This is a genomic window from Succinivibrio dextrinosolvens (assembly GCF_900116345.1).
In the GTDB taxonomy this organism is placed as follows: Bacteria; Pseudomonadota; Gammaproteobacteria; order Enterobacterales; family Succinivibrionaceae; genus Succinivibrio; species Succinivibrio dextrinosolvens_B.
Genome location: NZ_FPAH01000016.1, coordinates 1 through 16,096, shown reverse-complemented (window position 1 = coordinate 16,096; position 16,096 = coordinate 1). Strand labels below are relative to the sequence as shown.

At 40.3% G+C, this 16,096-nt stretch carries 15 protein-coding genes; 4 read left to right on the top strand and 11 right to left on the bottom strand.

Annotated elements, in window-relative coordinates:
• Positions 1 to 15: 15 nt before the first annotated feature.
• Both BM308_RS06665 and BM308_RS06660 read right to left on the bottom strand, forming a co-directional pair.
• Positions 16 to 1,038: a TAXI family TRAP transporter solute-binding subunit gene (locus tag BM308_RS06665; RefSeq protein ID WP_074943932.1), complete on the bottom strand. Its 1,023-nt coding sequence runs from the start codon at positions 1,036 to 1,038 to the stop codon at positions 16 to 18.
• Between the two features lie 412 nt (positions 1,039 to 1,450).
• Positions 1,451 to 2,203: a DeoR/GlpR family DNA-binding transcription regulator gene (locus tag BM308_RS06660; RefSeq protein ID WP_074943929.1), complete on the bottom strand. Its 753-nt coding sequence runs from the start codon at positions 2,201 to 2,203 to the stop codon at positions 1,451 to 1,453.
• Positions 2,204 to 2,370: 167 nt separating this feature from the next.
• Between BM308_RS06660 and BM308_RS06655 the strand changes: the two genes are divergently transcribed.
• The 4 genes from BM308_RS06655 (at position 2,371) to BM308_RS06640 (ending at position 6,820) form a co-directional block, all read left to right on the top strand.
• Positions 2,371 to 3,672: a four-carbon acid sugar kinase family protein gene (locus BM308_RS06655; protein WP_074943928.1), complete on the top strand. Its 1,302-nt coding sequence runs from the start codon at positions 2,371 to 2,373 to the stop codon at positions 3,670 to 3,672.
• A 1-nt stretch (position 3,673) separates the two neighbouring features.
• On the top strand, positions 3,674 to 4,684 hold the full coding sequence (gene pdxA / locus BM308_RS06650) for a 4-hydroxythreonine-4-phosphate dehydrogenase PdxA (protein ID WP_074943925.1): 1,011 nt from the start codon (positions 3,674 to 3,676) through the stop codon (positions 4,682 to 4,684).
• 16 nt (positions 4,685 to 4,700) lie between these two features.
• Entirely contained in the window at positions 4,701 to 5,579 is an 879-nt protein-coding gene (dapA, locus tag BM308_RS06645) for a 4-hydroxy-tetrahydrodipicolinate synthase (RefSeq protein WP_074943924.1), read from the top strand.
• A gap of 74 nt (positions 5,580 to 5,653) precedes the next feature.
• Positions 5,654 to 6,820, top strand: coding sequence for an iron-containing alcohol dehydrogenase (locus BM308_RS06640; protein ID WP_074943922.1), 1,167 nt, complete (start codon positions 5,654 to 5,656; stop codon positions 6,818 to 6,820).
• An 88-nt stretch (positions 6,821 to 6,908) separates the two neighbouring features.
• On the opposite strand, the gene BM308_RS06635 is transcribed toward BM308_RS06640, so the two are convergent.
• The 9 genes from BM308_RS06635 to BM308_RS06595 form a co-directional block, all read right to left on the bottom strand.
• Positions 6,909 to 7,724 carry a DNA adenine methylase gene (locus BM308_RS06635; protein ID WP_074943921.1) on the bottom strand — a complete coding sequence of 272 codons (816 nt, stop codon included), beginning with the start codon at positions 7,722 to 7,724 and terminating at the stop codon, positions 6,909 to 6,911.
• Between the two features lie 62 nt (positions 7,725 to 7,786).
• Complete coding sequence (gene rplI, locus BM308_RS06630) at positions 7,787 to 8,239, bottom strand: 50S ribosomal protein L9 (RefSeq protein ID WP_074838881.1); 453 nt, start codon at positions 8,237 to 8,239, stop codon at positions 7,787 to 7,789.
• Between the two features lie 12 nt (positions 8,240 to 8,251).
• Positions 8,252 to 8,482 carry a 30S ribosomal protein S18 gene (rpsR, locus tag BM308_RS06625; protein ID WP_021890783.1) on the bottom strand — a complete coding sequence of 77 codons (231 nt, stop codon included), beginning with the start codon at positions 8,480 to 8,482 and terminating at the stop codon, positions 8,252 to 8,254.
• An 11-nt stretch (positions 8,483 to 8,493) separates the two neighbouring features.
• Positions 8,494 to 8,898 (bottom strand): 30S ribosomal protein S6, encoded by a 405-nt coding sequence (gene rpsF / locus BM308_RS06620; protein ID WP_074943919.1) that lies wholly within the window; start codon positions 8,896 to 8,898, stop codon positions 8,494 to 8,496.
• A gap of 191 nt (positions 8,899 to 9,089) precedes the next feature.
• Positions 9,090 to 9,863 (bottom strand): 23S rRNA (guanosine(2251)-2'-O)-methyltransferase RlmB, encoded by a 774-nt coding sequence (gene rlmB, locus BM308_RS06615; RefSeq protein ID WP_074943918.1) that lies wholly within the window; start codon positions 9,861 to 9,863, stop codon positions 9,090 to 9,092.
• A gap of 8 nt (positions 9,864 to 9,871) precedes the next feature.
• Positions 9,872 to 12,388 carry a ribonuclease R gene (rnr, locus tag BM308_RS06610; protein ID WP_074943915.1) on the bottom strand — a complete coding sequence of 839 codons (2,517 nt, stop codon included), beginning with the start codon at positions 12,386 to 12,388 and terminating at the stop codon, positions 9,872 to 9,874.
• Positions 12,389 to 12,677: 289 nt separating this feature from the next.
• Positions 12,678 to 13,808, bottom strand: a complete 1,131-nt coding sequence (hemW, locus tag BM308_RS06605; RefSeq protein ID WP_074943914.1) for a radical SAM family heme chaperone HemW — start codon at positions 13,806 to 13,808, stop codon at positions 12,678 to 12,680.
• Positions 13,808 to 14,404: an RdgB/HAM1 family non-canonical purine NTP pyrophosphatase gene (rdgB, locus tag BM308_RS06600; RefSeq protein ID WP_074943911.1), complete on the bottom strand. Its 597-nt coding sequence runs from the start codon at positions 14,402 to 14,404 to the stop codon at positions 13,808 to 13,810. Before rdgB ends, hemW begins: the two co-directional genes overlap by 1 nt.
• On the bottom strand, positions 14,405 to 15,838 hold the full coding sequence (locus tag BM308_RS06595) for an FAD-dependent oxidoreductase (protein WP_074943909.1): 1,434 nt from the start codon (positions 15,836 to 15,838) through the stop codon (positions 14,405 to 14,407). It lies immediately after the preceding gene.
• Positions 15,839 to 16,096 lie beyond the last annotated feature (258 nt).

The window sequence follows — 16,096 nt, the reverse complement described above, 5'->3', positions numbered from 1 at the left end:
TGTCATGTATTGGTTTTATTCAGTCTTAAAACCTTTCTCTTCGTAATAAGCCTTTGCACCTGGGTGTACGTCAACACCTGTAACAGCCTTTGAACCAGCAACCTTTGGATCGAAGTACTTCATAGATGCAACCTGATCACCTAAAGCATCAGCATTCTCACATACTGCCTTTGCCAAGTGATATGCAACAGCATCATCCATGGTTGATGAAACCAGAACCAGCTGCTGAGAACCAACGGTCTTGATCTGCTCAGTCTGGCCCTTCCAGGTATTTGGTTCAACAGTTACGTAGTTATAGCCCATCTCAACAAGCTTATCTAAAGTTGAATCTGCTAACTGAACATCAACCATATCGTGAGTCATGCAAAGCTCTGTGGTGTTTGACTGCCCCGCACCAATGTGGTCGATGGTCATATCATAGATATCATCCTGCAGACCAGACTTGATTGCGTCACCGCCTGTCTTCTCAACAACACCGCCCCATGCCTTTACGTCCTCAAGCTTTACACCTAAAGCCTCGAATAACTTCTCAGCTGAAAGTTCACCTAAGGTACCGTTCTTCTTGATAACAATCTTTACAGGATGTTTCTTAGCTACCAGCTCTTCAACTGTCTTAATGCCAGTCTTGTCAACAAACTTCTTGGTAAACATAACGTTAATAAAGTCGTGGCCTAATCCACCTGCAATTGCAGCAATGTTAGGAGTTGGCTTCTTTCCAAGAATGCCGTCTTCCTTTGACCACTTTGAAGGAGCAGAGTTTGACATTACGACGTCACACTTAGCAGCGTTATTAACAATTAGAGGAGCACCCACTGCACCAGGAGAAGTGGTAGTAATAGTAATATTTGAGCCCTTTGGTAATTCCTTTAGCATTACTGACTGAATAGCTGTTGCGTAGGTGTATGCAGCAGTTCCTACTTCCTGAGCAGCAAAAGTCAGGTTAACTGGCTTATCTAAATCATATGCTGCATTTGCGCTGAAAAAAGGTGCCACAGCAATACATGCTGCCAGTGCTAATTTAGAAAAAGAGTGTCTCATGGATAATGCTCCTGTTTGTCTGTTGTCTTTAAATATGAAACTCTAAAATAGTGTGATCATGGAATACACGATCGAATTCTTACATTGCTGAGTATAAAAAACAAAAAATGATTATAAAAGCTCACGTCTGATTAAATGTGATAAAACGCACTCATTTTTTTTTAATATTTTGATTTTTTTTAATAATTTAATCAGTTAAATAAATAAAAAAAAATTTGTAGGCCCCAAATGTATTATAAAAAATATTAAATAACAATAAGATAGTGTAAAACAAGGTTTTCAGATATGAATGATTATTTTTATTTAAAATTTATGAAGGAGAGCTTTATTATTGAAATATTCAGATTGACAAAATAAAAAAAAGCTGAGTAATCATTTGATTATTCAGCTAAATTAGAAAAGATGTTTATATTTAAGCGAGAATAAGTTTAATACCCAAAGCTCTAATCTGCTCAGCGATATCCTCATGAAGATTCTTGTCGGTGATAATCACATCTATATCTTTAAGATCTGCAACGGAAAAAAGCTGACTCTTGCCGTATTTACTGCTGTCAGCCAACAGTACGGTACAAGCCCCTGTCTTTATCAGATCATTTTTAAAGTTAGCCTTATCAGAAGTTGGAGCAGTAATACCATACTTGAGATCCCAGGCATTGCAACTTATAAAGGCATAATCAGGATGAAGCTTGCGAAGAATATTACGGGCTATTTCTCCAATACAAGACTGACTACTTGAATCAAGCTCGCCTCCAGTAATTACAACAGAAACATTCGGATTGTCAGAAAGTAGCATACCTATATTAAGATCAGAGGTAATCACCTTAACAGGGATCGAATTGAGATTTCTTGCAAGCTCAATAGTTGTGGTTCCTGCGTCGAGAATCAAACTGTTACCGCTGTTCACAAGCTTAACAGCCTCAGCAGCAATTCTTAATTTTGCTTCATGGTTAAGGCCGACCTTTTCACTGGTAGTAGGCTGGCGAACCGAATTATTCAGTGTAACAGAGCCATGTACTCTATATACAGATCCATCTTTATTTAATTTGATTAAATCTCGTCGAATTGTTGCAGCAGACGCTCCGGTAACCTGTACCAGATCGTCTACAGTCGCCAGATTATGATTCTTAAGGTACTCAAGAATACTCTGCTGTCTGTCTTGGGTCATAGTAAACACCTTTATTTATGCGATATTTGAATTATATTTGATGATTTAATTCAATCATAATTTTAGCATATATGACTATAAATTTTTAGCTTGCGTGAGAATAATCACGTTTTTTTTAATGTGATTATTTATAATCATTCATGTAATCACAAAAAAGGAATTAACAAATGCCATTACTACCAAAAATTGCAATTATAGCTGACGACTTAACCGGATCTGCAGACAGTGCAGTCCAGTTTGCATCAGAAGAAATGGCAACCGCCGTAGTAATGCCGGGTTCAGATATTCCTACTGATAATAATCTTGACGTGATTGTAATTGATAGTGAATCACGTGATGTTAAAGAAAAAGATGCATATATAGAGGTTACAGAGGCCTGTAAGAAGGTTCTGAAACTTAATATGGATATCCTTCTTTATAAGAAGGTTGATTCTACTCTGAGAGGCAATATTGGTTCTGAACTTCAGGCAGTATCTGATACCTTCAAGCCTCAGCTTATTATCTTCAGTCCTGCATTTATACCTTCAGAAAGAACCACTATTGACGGAGTTCAGTATCTAAAGGGAGTAAGACTTGAGGAAACTGAGCTTGCAAGAATACCAAAGAGCCCCGTTACTACCTCTGATATAAAGGAAATCATTTCAAAACAGAGTGCACTTAAATGCTCAAACCTTTATATAGAGGATCTGAATAAAAGTGTTGAAGAGATCCATCAGAAGATAATCTCTTCGATTAATGACGATGTAAAAATCCTTATCTGCGACGCAGCTGAGGCCTCCCATCAGGAAAAACTGGTAGCAGCCTGCAGTGGACTTAATAATATTGTCTACAGCGGCTCAGCAGGCCTTGCCTTAGCCTTAAGCAGAAGTTTATCTGCATCAGACAAACATAAGAGAGACTCTAAGGCAATTAGTGGAGTTTCAAAGATTCTGGTTCTTGCAGGTTCAATCAGTAAGACCACACGTACTCAGACAGAAGAGCTTTTAAAGCAATTTGACTGTGAACTGATTAGAACCAATCCTGAACTTACAGTTTCTTCTCCAAAAGAGTCAGCAAAAGACTGCTGCAATAAAATCAGAGAAGCTCTTTTAAAGAGTGACATTGTAGTAGTCAGTGCTGCCTTTGAGGCATCAGATGTTCAGAGAACCGCAAAAGAAGGAGAGAGACTTGGAATTTCCTTCTTTGAAATAGGAGAAATTATGGCTAGCTGCATGTCAGACATCATGCATGAATGTGCTGATCTGTTTGACGGTTACGTACTTACAGGCGGTGATACCGCAATCCATGCCTGTAAAGCATGTAACGCAGGTATGCTGGAAATAATCGAGGAAGTCCAGAGCGGAATTCCTCTTACAAAGATTCTAACGGGTAACCTAAAAGATCGATATCTGGTTACCAAAGCTGGTGCATTCGGAAATGACAGTGCTTTTACCGATGCAGTTAAAAAATTAAAACACTTGGAGAAATAAAATGAAAAAACCTGTTTTAGGTCTTACCATGGGGGATCCTGCTGGTATTGGCTCTGAAATTATTGTAAAGGCATTGTTAGATAAAAAAATGTATGACATCTCAAGACCAGTTGTGTTTGGAGATGCCAAGCAGTTAGAGCGTCTTACAAAGATCGTTAATGCTGACGTTGAAGTACATGTAATCTCCGATCCTGATGAGGCTCAGCCTTCACCACAGAGAATTGAAGTAATCGATCTTCACAATGTTGCTGCAGACGTTCCTTTCGGACAGGTACAGGCAGAATGCGGCAAGGCTGCATATGAGTATATCAAGGCTGCAGTTGACTGTGCAAAAGAGCACAAGATTCAGGCTATTGTTACCGCTCCTCTAAATAAGGAAGCTTTACATGCAGGCGGATGCCCTCACCCAGGTCACACCGAGATTTTAGCAAATCTGACCAACACCAAAGATTACTCCATGCTTTTAGTTGGTAAGAATTTAAGAGTTATCCACGTTTCAACTCACATTCAACTGCGCAAGGCTTGTGATGCTGTTCAGAAAGACAGAGTATACCGTGTAATCAAGCTGGCTGATGAAACCATGAAACTGATGGGCTTTGAGAATCCACGTATTGCCGTTGCAGGTCTAAATCCACACTGTGGAGAGAATGGACTCTTCGGATGGGAAGATGCGAATGAAATCGTTCCTGCAGTTAAGGATGCATTAAAGGAAGGTATCAATGTTCAGGGGCCTATTGCACCTGATACCGTATTCCACCGTGCAGCCAACAGAAATGAGTTTGATATCGTGGTTGTAATGTATCACGACCAGGGACATATTCCTCTAAAGGTACTAGGCTTCAGCTCAGGTGTTAACATCACTGTAGGCCTGCCAATCATCAGAACCTCTGTTGATCACGGTACCGCATTTGAGATTGCAGGTAAGGGAATTGCAGATCCAGAGTCAATGATTGTGGCTATGGAGATCGGTGCTCAGATGGCAAAAGTACGTTTTAAAGAAGATTTAATATAACCTGGAGAAATAGACAATGTTCAAGCCATACGGAATTATTACACCTGTTTTAACTGCATTGGATGATAACGAGAATTTCAACGAGACTGAATACAAGAATTTTATCGATCATCTGATTAAGTCTGGCGTACACGGTATTTTCTCTCTGGGAACCAACGGCGAATTCTATGCATTCAATGCAGATGAGAAACTACGCATTATCAAGGCAGGAATTGAGGCTGTTGACGGTCGTGTTCCTTTCTATGCTGGTACCGGCTGTGTATCAACCAAGGAAACCGTTGAACTTACCCGTGAAGTTTCATCATTAAAGGGAATTGACTGTCTGTCTGTTATCTCTCCTTACTTCACAGCAATCAAGCAGGATGATCTGATTAGACATTACAATGCAGTTGCTGAGTGTACAGAACTTCCAATTCTTCTGTATAACATTCCTGCTCGTACAGGAAATAACATCGATTACAAGACTGTTAAGACCCTTGCCACTCACAAGAACATCATTGGTATCAAAGACAGTTCAGGTAATTTTGATAACACCTTAAAGTATATTGAGAATACAGATCCTCGTCTATGTGTACTGGCTGGTTCTGATTCTCTGATTCTATGGACCTTAAAAGCAGGTGGTAGCGGAGCAATCTCAGGATGTTCAAATGTGTTCCCTGAACTAATGGCCTCCATCTACAACTACTATGTAAAGGGGGACTTTGAGAAAGCAAATGAGTCACAGAAGAAGATCCGTCCTTTCCGTAACGTAATGCAGATGGGTAATCCAAACAGCGTAGTTAAGAGAGCTGCTCAGCTTAAGGGATTCAAGGTTGGTCCTGCAAGAGCTCCATCTAACATCGAAAGCAAAGAGATAGATAACGCACTTCTTGAAGTATTCAAGCAGTACGAATAAAAAAAAGCAGGCATAACCACAATGGTTATGTCTTTTTATAATAAACAAAAATAGTTAACCATATGGGAGTTAAAATGGCTGTATTTAGTCAGGGTTCTATTCGTAAAATTGTTGGCGGTGAAAATTCAATTGCTGAGCTGCCAAATCTAGCCAAAGAGTTAAATGCAAAAAATGTTGTTGTTGTAACCGACGCAGGTTTGTTCGCAACAGGTCTTGTTAACAAGCCTATTCAGTTATTAAAGGATGCTGGTCTTAATGTCAGCGTCATCAATGACGTTCCTCCAGAGCCTTCAGTTGCTCAGGTAAATCATATCTACGAGCAGGCAAAGAATTTCTCCTGTGATTTACTAGTAGCTGTAGGCGGTGGCTCCTCAATGGATACCACCAAACTAGTTTCTCTGATGCTGAAGAACAAATGCACATTAGAAGAGATGGTTCGCGGAACCAAACCTGTTGAGAGAGGAGTTCCTACACTAATGGTTCCTACCACTGCTGGTACAGGTTCTGAAGCAACTCCAAACGCAATTGTTCTTGTACCAGAAGAGAATCTTAAAGTTGGTATCGTAACAGATCTTATGATTGCTGACTGCGTAATTCTAGATCCTGCCATGACAGCAGGTCTACCTCCACACATAACCGCTAATACCGGAATTGATGCTCTATGTCATTTAATGGAATGCTATATATCAAAGAAAGCAAATCCTTTATCTGACACTTTTGCACTTCAGGGAATCAAGCTCGTAGCCAAGAGCATTCGTGAATGCTATAAGAACGGTTCTAATCTGAAGGCACGAGAGAAGATGCTGTTAGCAGCATGCTATGGAGGAATCTGTATTGCCTCTTCATCAACAACTGCTATTCATGCCCTATCTTATCCTTTAGGTGGCAGATACCATATTCCACATGGTCTAGCCAACGCAATCCTTATGCCACTTGTAATGGATGCAAACAAGGAAGCATGCCTTGATAAGTACTATGACATGGCTGTTGCAATGGAACTGGATGTTAACGGAAAGTCAAAGCAGGAAGTCGCAGATATGTTCGTAAAAGAGCTTTACGCTTTCAATAAAGATCTAAACATCAAGTGCAATCTTCAGGAAAAGGGAATTTCTGAGGATGTAATTCCAGAGCTGGTTGAAGGCGCCTCAAAGGTAACAAGACTGCTTGGCAATAATCCTAAGGCCTTCACGCACGAAGAAATGGCAGATATTTATCGTAAACTTATCGAAGCCAACAGATAAAGATTGAAAACAACTACATAGCAAAACTAACCAAAAGAAAAGGATCTAGCCTTCACCTGCTAAGATCCTTTCTTTATTCAGTAAATGGTTACTTGTAATTTCTGACAATAACCTCATCGACAGAGCCTCGATTCTTCCCATCAGAATTGACACTTCTTTTAGCGCCGACAATAGATACTTTGTAGTCTTTGTAAAGATCTTTGATAAAGTCAGTTGCTGAATTGGACAGCATAAATCTGATTCCCTTTGAAGAAAGCTGATCACAGAAATATTTAAGCTCAATCTGATCTAAACGAGAAAAACAATTACTTGAATAACTTATAAAGGATGTTGTAGAAACACGATCATAAGGAGGATCAAGATACACAAAGGAATCAGAATCCAGATAGCTAAGAACCGCTGAATAATGTCCATTCAGGAACACAATATTATTTGAATTAAAATAATTACTTAATTCTCTGATGGAGTCAGCAAAAGGAGAAAACGGTCTTTTATATTTGCCATAAGGAACATTATAAAGTCCTTTGCTGTTTACTCTATACAGTCCGTTATAGCCCATTCGATTCAGATAATAAGTTCTTGCAGCCTTCTTTACAGGAGATAAATCCCTGAAAGAATCAGACCTGTCCAAAGCTCTTATAGAATAATAAAACTCTTCATCATTAACGTAAGTCAGAAGTTCTGAGATTAAATCATCAGGATAATCCCTAACAGTCTTATAGAATTCAATAAGTTCAGTATTAATATCGTTAATGATTGCTAAGCTAGGTTTTAAATGAAAACAGACAGCACCGCCACCAAAGAAAGGTTCACAGTAGCTTGAGAAGGATTTTGGGACAAGAGGTGCAATGGATTTAATAATCTGTCTTTTTCCACCGACCCATTTTAAAACAGGTTGAATCATTACTTCTTATGCATTAAAAAACGGAGAACAAGTCTCCGTTTTTGTTTTAGAGCGAAAAACTATTACTTCTCTGGAACGATAGAAACAGTAATTTCGGTCTTAACGTCAGCGTGTAGCTGAATCTCAATCTGGTAATCACCAACTGAACGTAGAACACCGTCTGGAAGACGAACTTCTGACTTGTGTAACTCTACACCAGCTTTTGATGCAGCTTCAGCAATATCGCGAGTACCAACTGAACCGAACAGCTTGCCTTCGTCGCCAGCCTGAGCAGCGATTTCGAACTTGCCGATCTGGTTTAACTTCTCAGCGCGTTCCTGAGCAGCTTTTAATTCAGCAGCAATCTTAGCCTCAAACTGAGCACGCTCAGCTTCGAACTTAGCTAGGTTCTCTTTAGTTGCTAAAACAGCCTTCTTTAAAGGTAACAGGTAGTTACGAGCATAACCATTCTTAACCTTAACCTTGTCACCTAGACCGCCTAGACGGCCAATTTTGTCTAATAGAATAACTTCCATTTTAGCTCCTAATTAGCGGCTTTGTAGGTCAGTGTATGGTAATAGAGCTAAGAAACGAGCACGCTTGATAGCAGTAGCCAGCTGACGCTGATACTTAGCACTTGTACCTGTGATGCGGCTTGGAACAATCTTACCTGACTCGGTAACATAGTTCTTTAATAAAGCAACATCCTTGTAATCAATCTCGGTAACGCCTTCTGCAGTGAAACGGCAGAACTTACGACGGTGATAGTAATGAGCCATGATTAATCCCCTTATTCTGCATCTACTGAAGCTTCAGCATCTGCATCATCTTCAATCTTCTGTGAAGAAATTTCTTCATCACGTACACGACGGTCATCACGAGCCTTCATCATTGGAGACTGCTCGGTAATTGGCTCATTGGTACGAATGATTAAATTACGGATAATAGCATCATTGAAACGGAAGGTGTTCTCGATTGAATCGATAACTTCCTGCTCAGCTTCAACGTTCATAAGAACATAAGTTGCCTTGTGTACTTTCTGGATTGGGTAAGCCAGCTGACGACGGCCCCAGTTCTCTAAACGGTGAACCTTACCACCTGATTTCTCGATCTCGCCCTTGTAGCGCTCGATCATACCTGGAACCTGATCGGTCTGATCTGGGTGAACCAGGAATACAATTTCGTAGTTACGCATTAAAATGCCCCTTACGGTAAAAATCTGATAAATCAGTCAATTATCAGACAAGGAGACCAATGTGAATATGTTATCCACATGACTGAGTGCGATTATTATACGCTTTTTGAGAGGATTATCAAGAAAAAACGAGGACTTTGAGGGGAAGCTATCGTATCTATCTGATACGATAGCAAAAAATATTGTTAATTTTATTTTACAGAAAGCTGACGTACAACTTCAAACATTGCAATTCCGGCTGCAACTGAAACATTTAAGGATTCAACGCCCTTGGCCATTGGAATTTTTACAATGGTATCGCACTTCTCGCGGGTCAGATGACGCATACCGCTTTCCTCTGAGCCCATTACCAGAGCAGTGGCTTTCTGGAAATCATAATCATAGATGGTATCTGTTGCCTCACCTGCCATTCCAACAACCTCAACATTGAATTCCTGAAGAAGTTCAATGGTTCTTGCAAGGTTGGTTACTGCAACAAAAGGAACATGCTCGGCAGCACCGTCAGCGGTCTTTCTGGCTACAGGAGTCAGAGATGCAGACTTGTCCTTTGGAACAATTACTGCAGCAGCTCCGGCTGCCCAGGCAGAACGCATGGCAGCACCAAGATTTCTAGGATCGGTTACACCGTCTAAGATCAGATAAAGCTGTCGCTGTCCTTCAAGATCCTTTAACAGAGTCTCAAGGAAACGCTCATCCTTTGGAGGAGTAGCAATAACCTCAAGAACAATACCCTGGTGTACTCCGTTATCAGTCTTCTCATCCAGAGAATGGCGCATTGCAACCTGTGCTTTGATTCCGATCTGAGAGAGCATCTGCTCAATCTGGCGGATACGCTTGTCATCTTCACGACCTTTAACCACCCAGGCTGCGGTAATCTTGTCTGGATTTGACTGAATCGCTGTAGTGGCTGCGTTAATACCGTAGATGATTTCTCTGGTATTAGCCTTTTTCTTATTTACGTACATATAATCTTTTAACCTTTTTTACTCTTTTTATTCGATTTCTTTGAGAACTTGATCTTTTTCATATCAATGGCTGAATCATATGGATCACTTATATATTCCTTTCCAATTGAAAACGCCTGTTTTTTGTTTCTCAACACAATATCCTGCTCAGAAGGATCTTTTCCTTTTGATATGTCTGAAAGATTCTTGAAAATTGTTTCTTTATCATTTTTTGGTGCATTTTGAACAATTTTCTGTCTATTTGCAACTATTGCATCTCTTTCTTTTTTCAGAGCGTTAATCTGACCTTTGCTCATATTGGCCGGCATCAGGTTGATCTTATGCTCTTCGTGATTTATATCAGCAACCACAACCTTAACCTTCTTGCCGATTGCATATGATTCGCCACGATTTGAGGTCAGAGTCTGGGTTCTTTCATCAAAGACCATATAGGAATTGAAGTTTCCGATATAAATCATACCGTCAATACCGAAGTCATCGATTCTGACAAAGACACCAAAGCTGGTTACAGCAGTAACGGTACCCTCGACGGTTTCACCGATAAACTTCTCCATATAGATACAGGCCAGAGCCGCATCTACCTCATGCTCTGCCATATCTGCAGCAATTTCTCTGTCGGTACACTTTACTCCAAGAGCCACCAGTTCCGCTCTAGTATAGGATCTGGAGCCAATCTTGCCCCAGGAACGCTTTTCCTCTTTTTCCAGAAGATACTTGATTACGCGATGAAGCTGAAGATCTGCATAACGACGGATTGGAGATGTAAAATGCGCATACTTTTCCAAAGCCAGACCAAAATGACCGATATTCTCAGGAGTATACTCAGCCTTTGACATACTTCTTAGAATCAGCTCATTGATGATCTTCGCATCCACACGATTGGCAACAGAATCGGCAAGTTTCATGTAATCCTTTGAGGTAGGCTCCTTACCGCCAGGAAGAGACAGACCGAATCGAGCCAGCTGAGTGAACAGAAGGCCAAGTTTCTTCTCGGTAGGTTTAGCATGAACACGGTAAAGAGTCTGAGCATTCTTGGATGCCACAAAGCAGGCAGCTGCGACGTTTGCAGCAATCATACACTCTTCAATAACCTTGTGAGCATCGTTTCTCTCTAAAGGCTTGATTCCTTCGATTTCCATATCCTCATTGAATACGAAATGAAGTTCCTCTGACTCAACAGAAATACCGCCGCGATTGATACGATCCTTTTTAAAGGCAAGATACAGATTGTGCAGCTCTTTAACATCCTCAACCACACTCTCATGCTCATCAAACTGAACAGTGCCCTTCTCCATCATCTGCCATGCCTCGGTATAGGTAAGTCGGGCATGAGATCTCATCACTGCAGGATAAAATTTATAAGAGGTTATCTTACCCTGATGAGAGATTTCCATTTCAGCAGTCATACACAGTCTGTCCACATTAGGATTTAAAGAACAGATTCCGTTTGAAAGCTTTTCAGGCAGCATTGGAATTACAAAATTAGGGAAGTAGCAGCTGTTACAGCGGTTTACAGCTTCCTTATCAAGAAGCGTATTTGGCTTTACATAGGTTGAAACATCAGCGATGCTTACCCACAGTCTCCAGCCTTTGCCTTCCTTTCTGCAGTAAACTGCATCATCAAAGTCTCGGGCATCCTCACCATCAATAGTAACTAAAGGCAGTTCTCTTAAATCAACTCTGCCCTTTGTCTCCTTTTCACTTACGGTATCTGGGATTCTGGATAAGGACTTTAAAAGATTCTGCGGCCATACATTAGGAATATCGTTTCTCAGGACTGCCATAACGATTATGTTGTTAAGATTACCGATATCCTTTACCACTTCTCTGGTCTTGATTTCAAAGCCAGAAGCATCTCTTTTAACAACCTGTGCAATAACCACATCACCTGAGGTTGCCTCACCCAAATCCTCTTTTGACTTAAAGAAGAACTTAAGCTGCTTTAAATTTGGTTCATCAGGAGAAAAGCCTGCCTTTTTACCAGACAGAGGAATAACTCTTCCTAAAACGCACTGTCTTACCTTGGTGATACTTCTGATGTAGGCAACATCTCCGGATTTTGAAACCACAGCCTCAACCTCATCATTAGGCAGCAGCACAAAATCAGAATTCAGGCGATATTCTTTACCGGTCTCATCAGCAACACAGTAATTAAAGAACTTCTCCCCCATCTCAATTGACATGGCAGGATCTTCAACGCAGAAAACCTTTGATTTAAAAATCATCAGATCATTTGGAGTTGTATAGGAACTTCCCTGGCCTAGAGGGATCAGACAGCCTTTATCAACAAGATCCTTAAGACAATCGGAATAATCCCTGTCAGAATATCTGGTAATATCACCCTTAAATCCGACCTCTCCCATCAGATAGGAGCAGACTCCAAGATTGGATTTGTTAGCAAAATCCAAATGATATAAGGCAGCCACAATATAAAGAGCCACTCTGAAATCAGATTCTATTTTTCCCTTTGGAGCATTCTTTAATGCCAACAGTGAGTTAATTCTTTTTTTATCGTTTGTATTCATATGTATTCTCGTTGAAAATCTTTACTCTTTTGCGGGGAAAAGTCTGAGCAAAGAGGATCTTTCTTATCCAAAATCCGTCTGTAAAGCAGCCTGTTTTCTGACAGGGTAAAAATGATGTTGTTTCCCGCTGTTTTATTGAAATGATTTTATTTGTACTAACTAAAATTATAGCATCTTAAAAAAAGGGTACTATGTGGAAGAGCAGAGCGTTTTAAAAAAGTTAAGTGTTCTACTGCTCATTTTTGACAAAAAAATGTTTTCTGGAGTGGAATGTGACTGCAGTTTACTCTTAATCCAGAAACATTTCCAGAATATCGTTAAGCATCCATCTTCCCTTTTCCGTGAGTCTGTAGGATTCCTTTTCCATAATCAGAAGACCAAGAGATTGAGACTCCTCTAGTTTTTCTCTGACTGTTTCAAAGGAAAGCCCGGTAGCAGTCTCAAACTCGCTGTACTTTATATCATCAAAGATACGGAGTCGGTTCAGCATAAATTCAAAAGGCAGATCCTCCGGATTTACTCTAGAAAGCTCAAGAGGAGTATTCAAAACCTTTGAGATATATTCTGATGGGCTCTCAGGATTGGCGTTTCTGAAAGTATCATCGCCTATTTTAAGCTTTGAATGAGCGCCAGCACCAATGCCTACATAATCACCAAAATACCAGTAATTCTGATTATGAAGACATCTTCTGTCTTTGGTATAACCTGAAACCTCATAACGGTTAAAACCTTTGGAGTCTAAAAGTTCAAAGCCTCGCTCCTCTATTTCAGACAGAGCATCTTCAGAAGGTAGTACCGGTGGATTCAGACCAAAGGCGGTATCCTCTTCTATAGTCAGTTCATACCAGGAGAGATGATTGCATCCAAGTTCAACAGCCTTATTGATATCATCGAGCGCCATTGAGACCGTCTGTTTAGGCAGACCGTGCATAATATCTATATTGAAATTGTCAAATCCTGCACTGATAACATTTTCACAGCAGACAACAGCATCCTTAGAACTATGGATTCTTCCCAGTAGTTTTAAAGAAACATCGTTAAAACTCTGTACCCCAATACTGATTCGATTAACCCCTATACCACGGTATTTTTTAAGAAGATCAAGGTCAACGGTACCAGGATTAGCTTCCATTGAGATTTCGGTTTTGTCCGTAAGGTAAGGAGAAATCCTTTTGATAATCTTCTCCATCTCAGAAGGAGAAAACAGGGATGGAGTACCTCCGCCAAAATATACGGACAGCAAAGATCGTCCGTTCAGATATTCTTCAAATGAAGAAAAATCTGAAAGTAGCGCCTTTACATATTTATCCTCGGTGCAGTTACGTTCCTTAATAGGATAGGAATTAAAGTCACAGTAAGGACATTTCCTTACACACCAGGGATAATGAACGTATAAACCGACAGGAAGTTCTGATGACATTATATGTAATTATGCTCAAGCTTATAGGTTAATGCTGATAGAGCTCTTCCTCTGTGAGAAATCAGGTTCTTAATCTGAGGAGGCAGCTGTGCTGCTGAACAGTGGCGACCGGTTACCATGAATAAAGGATCATAGCCAAAACCACCAGAGCCTATTTCTTTATAACCGATTGAACCTTCCCATGAAGCAAGAACAGTCAGAGGAACAGGATCATCCTTGTGTTTTACAAGGCATAAGGCACAGTAATATCTTGCGGTTCTCTTATCTGCAGGGACATCTTTCATCAGATCAAGTAGTTTGGCATTATTGCTTTTATCATCGCCTCCTGAAAAACGGGCTGAATAAATGCCAGGAGCACCGTTGAGAGCGTCAACTGCTAAACCAGAATCATCTGCCAGAGCCCACATTCCAGTTTGCTCAGCAGCATATCTGGCCTTTAAAATAGCATTCTCAATAAAGCTCTTTCCAGTTTCTTCAGGAGATTCAACTCCAAGCTCTGACTGAAGAATCAGATCAAAACCTAATGGCTCTAAAATTGCGCGAAACTCTCTTGCCTTTCCTTCATTTGCGGAGGCTAGAACAATCTTCTTTTTCATTTAATGTCTAACTCTAAATTTATTACTCTTCTTTAGTTTATCTACAGTGTTCATTGCTGCTATTCCGATTGCTGACTCTGCAGATAAATTTGCAAAATTATACTCTGATAATCTTTCAACAGTATAATTGTTTTCCATTGCCAGGGCTAAAAAGTTGGCTATTTTATCTCCTCTGTAGGCACATATTTCAGCACCGAGAATCCTGTGAGAAGAGACTGAAGTATATATATTCAGGATGCCGCCATCTTCCCTTAAACCTCTGTAATGCCCCTGAGACAACCTGACTTCTGTTGTAATAAAAGTATCACCGGTCATTTTCGCGTATTTTCTCATTTCCTCAAGAGAATTACCAACTATAGCAAGAACAGGATCGGTGTATACAAGATTTACCTTTACCTGAGAAGGCTTGTTGACTAAAACCGGATAGTTGGCTGCGTTCTTTCCAGCGTACTTACCATCCGAAAAGGCAACTGATGAGAGGAATGTATCGCGACAGACATCACCTGCAGCAAAGATATTTGGCACAGAGGTCTGCATAGTGTCTTCATTGATTTTTATAAGACCATGAGGTAGCAGCTTCACTCCTATTTTCTGCAGATTCATTCCGCCAACATTAGGAATTCTGGCAGTTGCCGCAACAATACTTTCCATGTGCAGATAATTCTCATAGCCTTTACCGTCTACATAATAAATGGTATAGCCCTTCTCTCCATCATCTTCCATGGAGGTGACATAGGTATCGACATAGAGTCTGAATCTTGAGGACAGAAGCTGATGGGCTACCAGTAACACGGATTCATCCGTAAACTGCCAGAGTTTTTTCTGACCGAAAACAACAGTATCAACTCCTAGATATGAGAGTGACTGCCCTAACTGAAGACCTACCTTAGAACTACCGAACACTGCAACTGATTTTGGCAGAGTCTCAAGCTCGAAGAACTCGTTTGAGGTAAGAATATTCTTCAGTCTTGACTGCTCAAAGGTGACCAGAGGTGACGAACCGGTAGCAATTACAGCAGTCTGAAAATGTATTTCAACAGAGTCATCCACAACCGCATTATGATTGTCCATAAACTTCAAGGTTCCGCGGATTCTTTTATTTTCGGGGATCCTGTACATAAAAGAGAGGACATCTGAGGTTGCTCTTGATCTTACAGCTCTTAAAGAAGATAAAACATTTGAAGTGTCAGGCTGAACAGGAATTGGGAAACTGATGCCACTTTGTTCGAGATTTTTTATAGCTTTTAAGGATTGAGCAGCGGACATTAAAAGACTGGTAGGAAGTTCACCGGAACGCTGAGCAGTCGTTCCAACAGGACCGGAATCCACTATAACACAGTCTGCACCACTCTCAACCGCACTTTTAAAGGCCTCTATGCCTGCAGATCCGGCTCCGACAATCAAAGTATGACACTCAATTTTTCGAGTTTCCATGACTTTATCCTTTCAACTCTCATCTTATTATAGGAAGATTTTAACAATGAGAGACAGATAATTCCATACTATTTGAGAGATTAGGTCCTAACTTAAGAGCATCAAGCAGACCTCCTTTTAGCAGTAAGATCATTTTCGAAAAATTTCTATAAAAATTTTCTTAATTACCGTTTTTTTTAAATCCTGCTCCAAAATTTGAAACACACCCCATGAATTTTATTTTAAAAAATTGCGACTTTCTCTTTTTAACTTATATTC

What these genes read in the sequence shown, in the direction of transcription:
- rnr (WP_074943915.1), bottom strand. Translation starts at nt 12,388, where the DNA reads ATGAATACAAACGATAAAAAAAGAATTAACTCACTGTTGGCATTAAAG.
- BM308_RS06655 (WP_074943928.1), top strand. Translation starts at nt 2,371, where the DNA reads ATGCCATTACTACCAAAAATTGCAATTATAGCTGACGACTTAACCGGA.
- BM308_RS06635 (WP_074943921.1), bottom strand. Translation starts at nt 7,724, where the DNA reads ATGATTCAACCTGTTTTAAAATGGGTCGGTGGAAAAAGACAGATTATT.
- rpsR (WP_021890783.1), bottom strand. Translation starts at nt 8,482, where the DNA reads ATGGCTCATTACTATCACCGTCGTAAGTTCTGCCGTTTCACTGCAGAA.
- pdxA (WP_074943925.1), top strand. Translation starts at nt 3,674, where the DNA reads ATGAAAAAACCTGTTTTAGGTCTTACCATGGGGGATCCTGCTGGTATT.
- BM308_RS06595 (WP_074943909.1), bottom strand. Translation starts at nt 15,838, where the DNA reads ATGGAAACTCGAAAAATTGAGTGTCATACTTTGATTGTCGGAGCCGGA.
- BM308_RS06665 (WP_074943932.1), bottom strand. Translation starts at nt 1,038, where the DNA reads ATGAGACACTCTTTTTCTAAATTAGCACTGGCAGCATGTATTGCTGTG.
- rdgB (WP_074943911.1), bottom strand. Translation starts at nt 14,404, where the DNA reads ATGAAAAAGAAGATTGTTCTAGCCTCCGCAAATGAAGGAAAGGCAAGA.
- rplI (WP_074838881.1), bottom strand. Translation starts at nt 8,239, where the DNA reads ATGGAAGTTATTCTATTAGACAAAATTGGCCGTCTAGGCGGTCTAGGT.
- rpsF (WP_074943919.1), bottom strand. Translation starts at nt 8,898, where the DNA reads ATGCGTAACTACGAAATTGTATTCCTGGTTCACCCAGATCAGACCGAT.
- BM308_RS06660 (WP_074943929.1), bottom strand. Translation starts at nt 2,203, where the DNA reads ATGACCCAAGACAGACAGCAGAGTATTCTTGAGTACCTTAAGAATCAT.
- hemW (WP_074943914.1), bottom strand. Translation starts at nt 13,808, where the DNA reads ATGTCATCAGAACTTCCTGTCGGTTTATACGTTCATTATCCCTGGTGT.
- rlmB (WP_074943918.1), bottom strand. Translation starts at nt 9,863, where the DNA reads ATGTACGTAAATAAGAAAAAGGCTAATACCAGAGAAATCATCTACGGT.
- dapA (WP_074943924.1), top strand. Translation starts at nt 4,701, where the DNA reads ATGTTCAAGCCATACGGAATTATTACACCTGTTTTAACTGCATTGGAT.
- BM308_RS06640 (WP_074943922.1), top strand. Translation starts at nt 5,654, where the DNA reads ATGGCTGTATTTAGTCAGGGTTCTATTCGTAAAATTGTTGGCGGTGAA.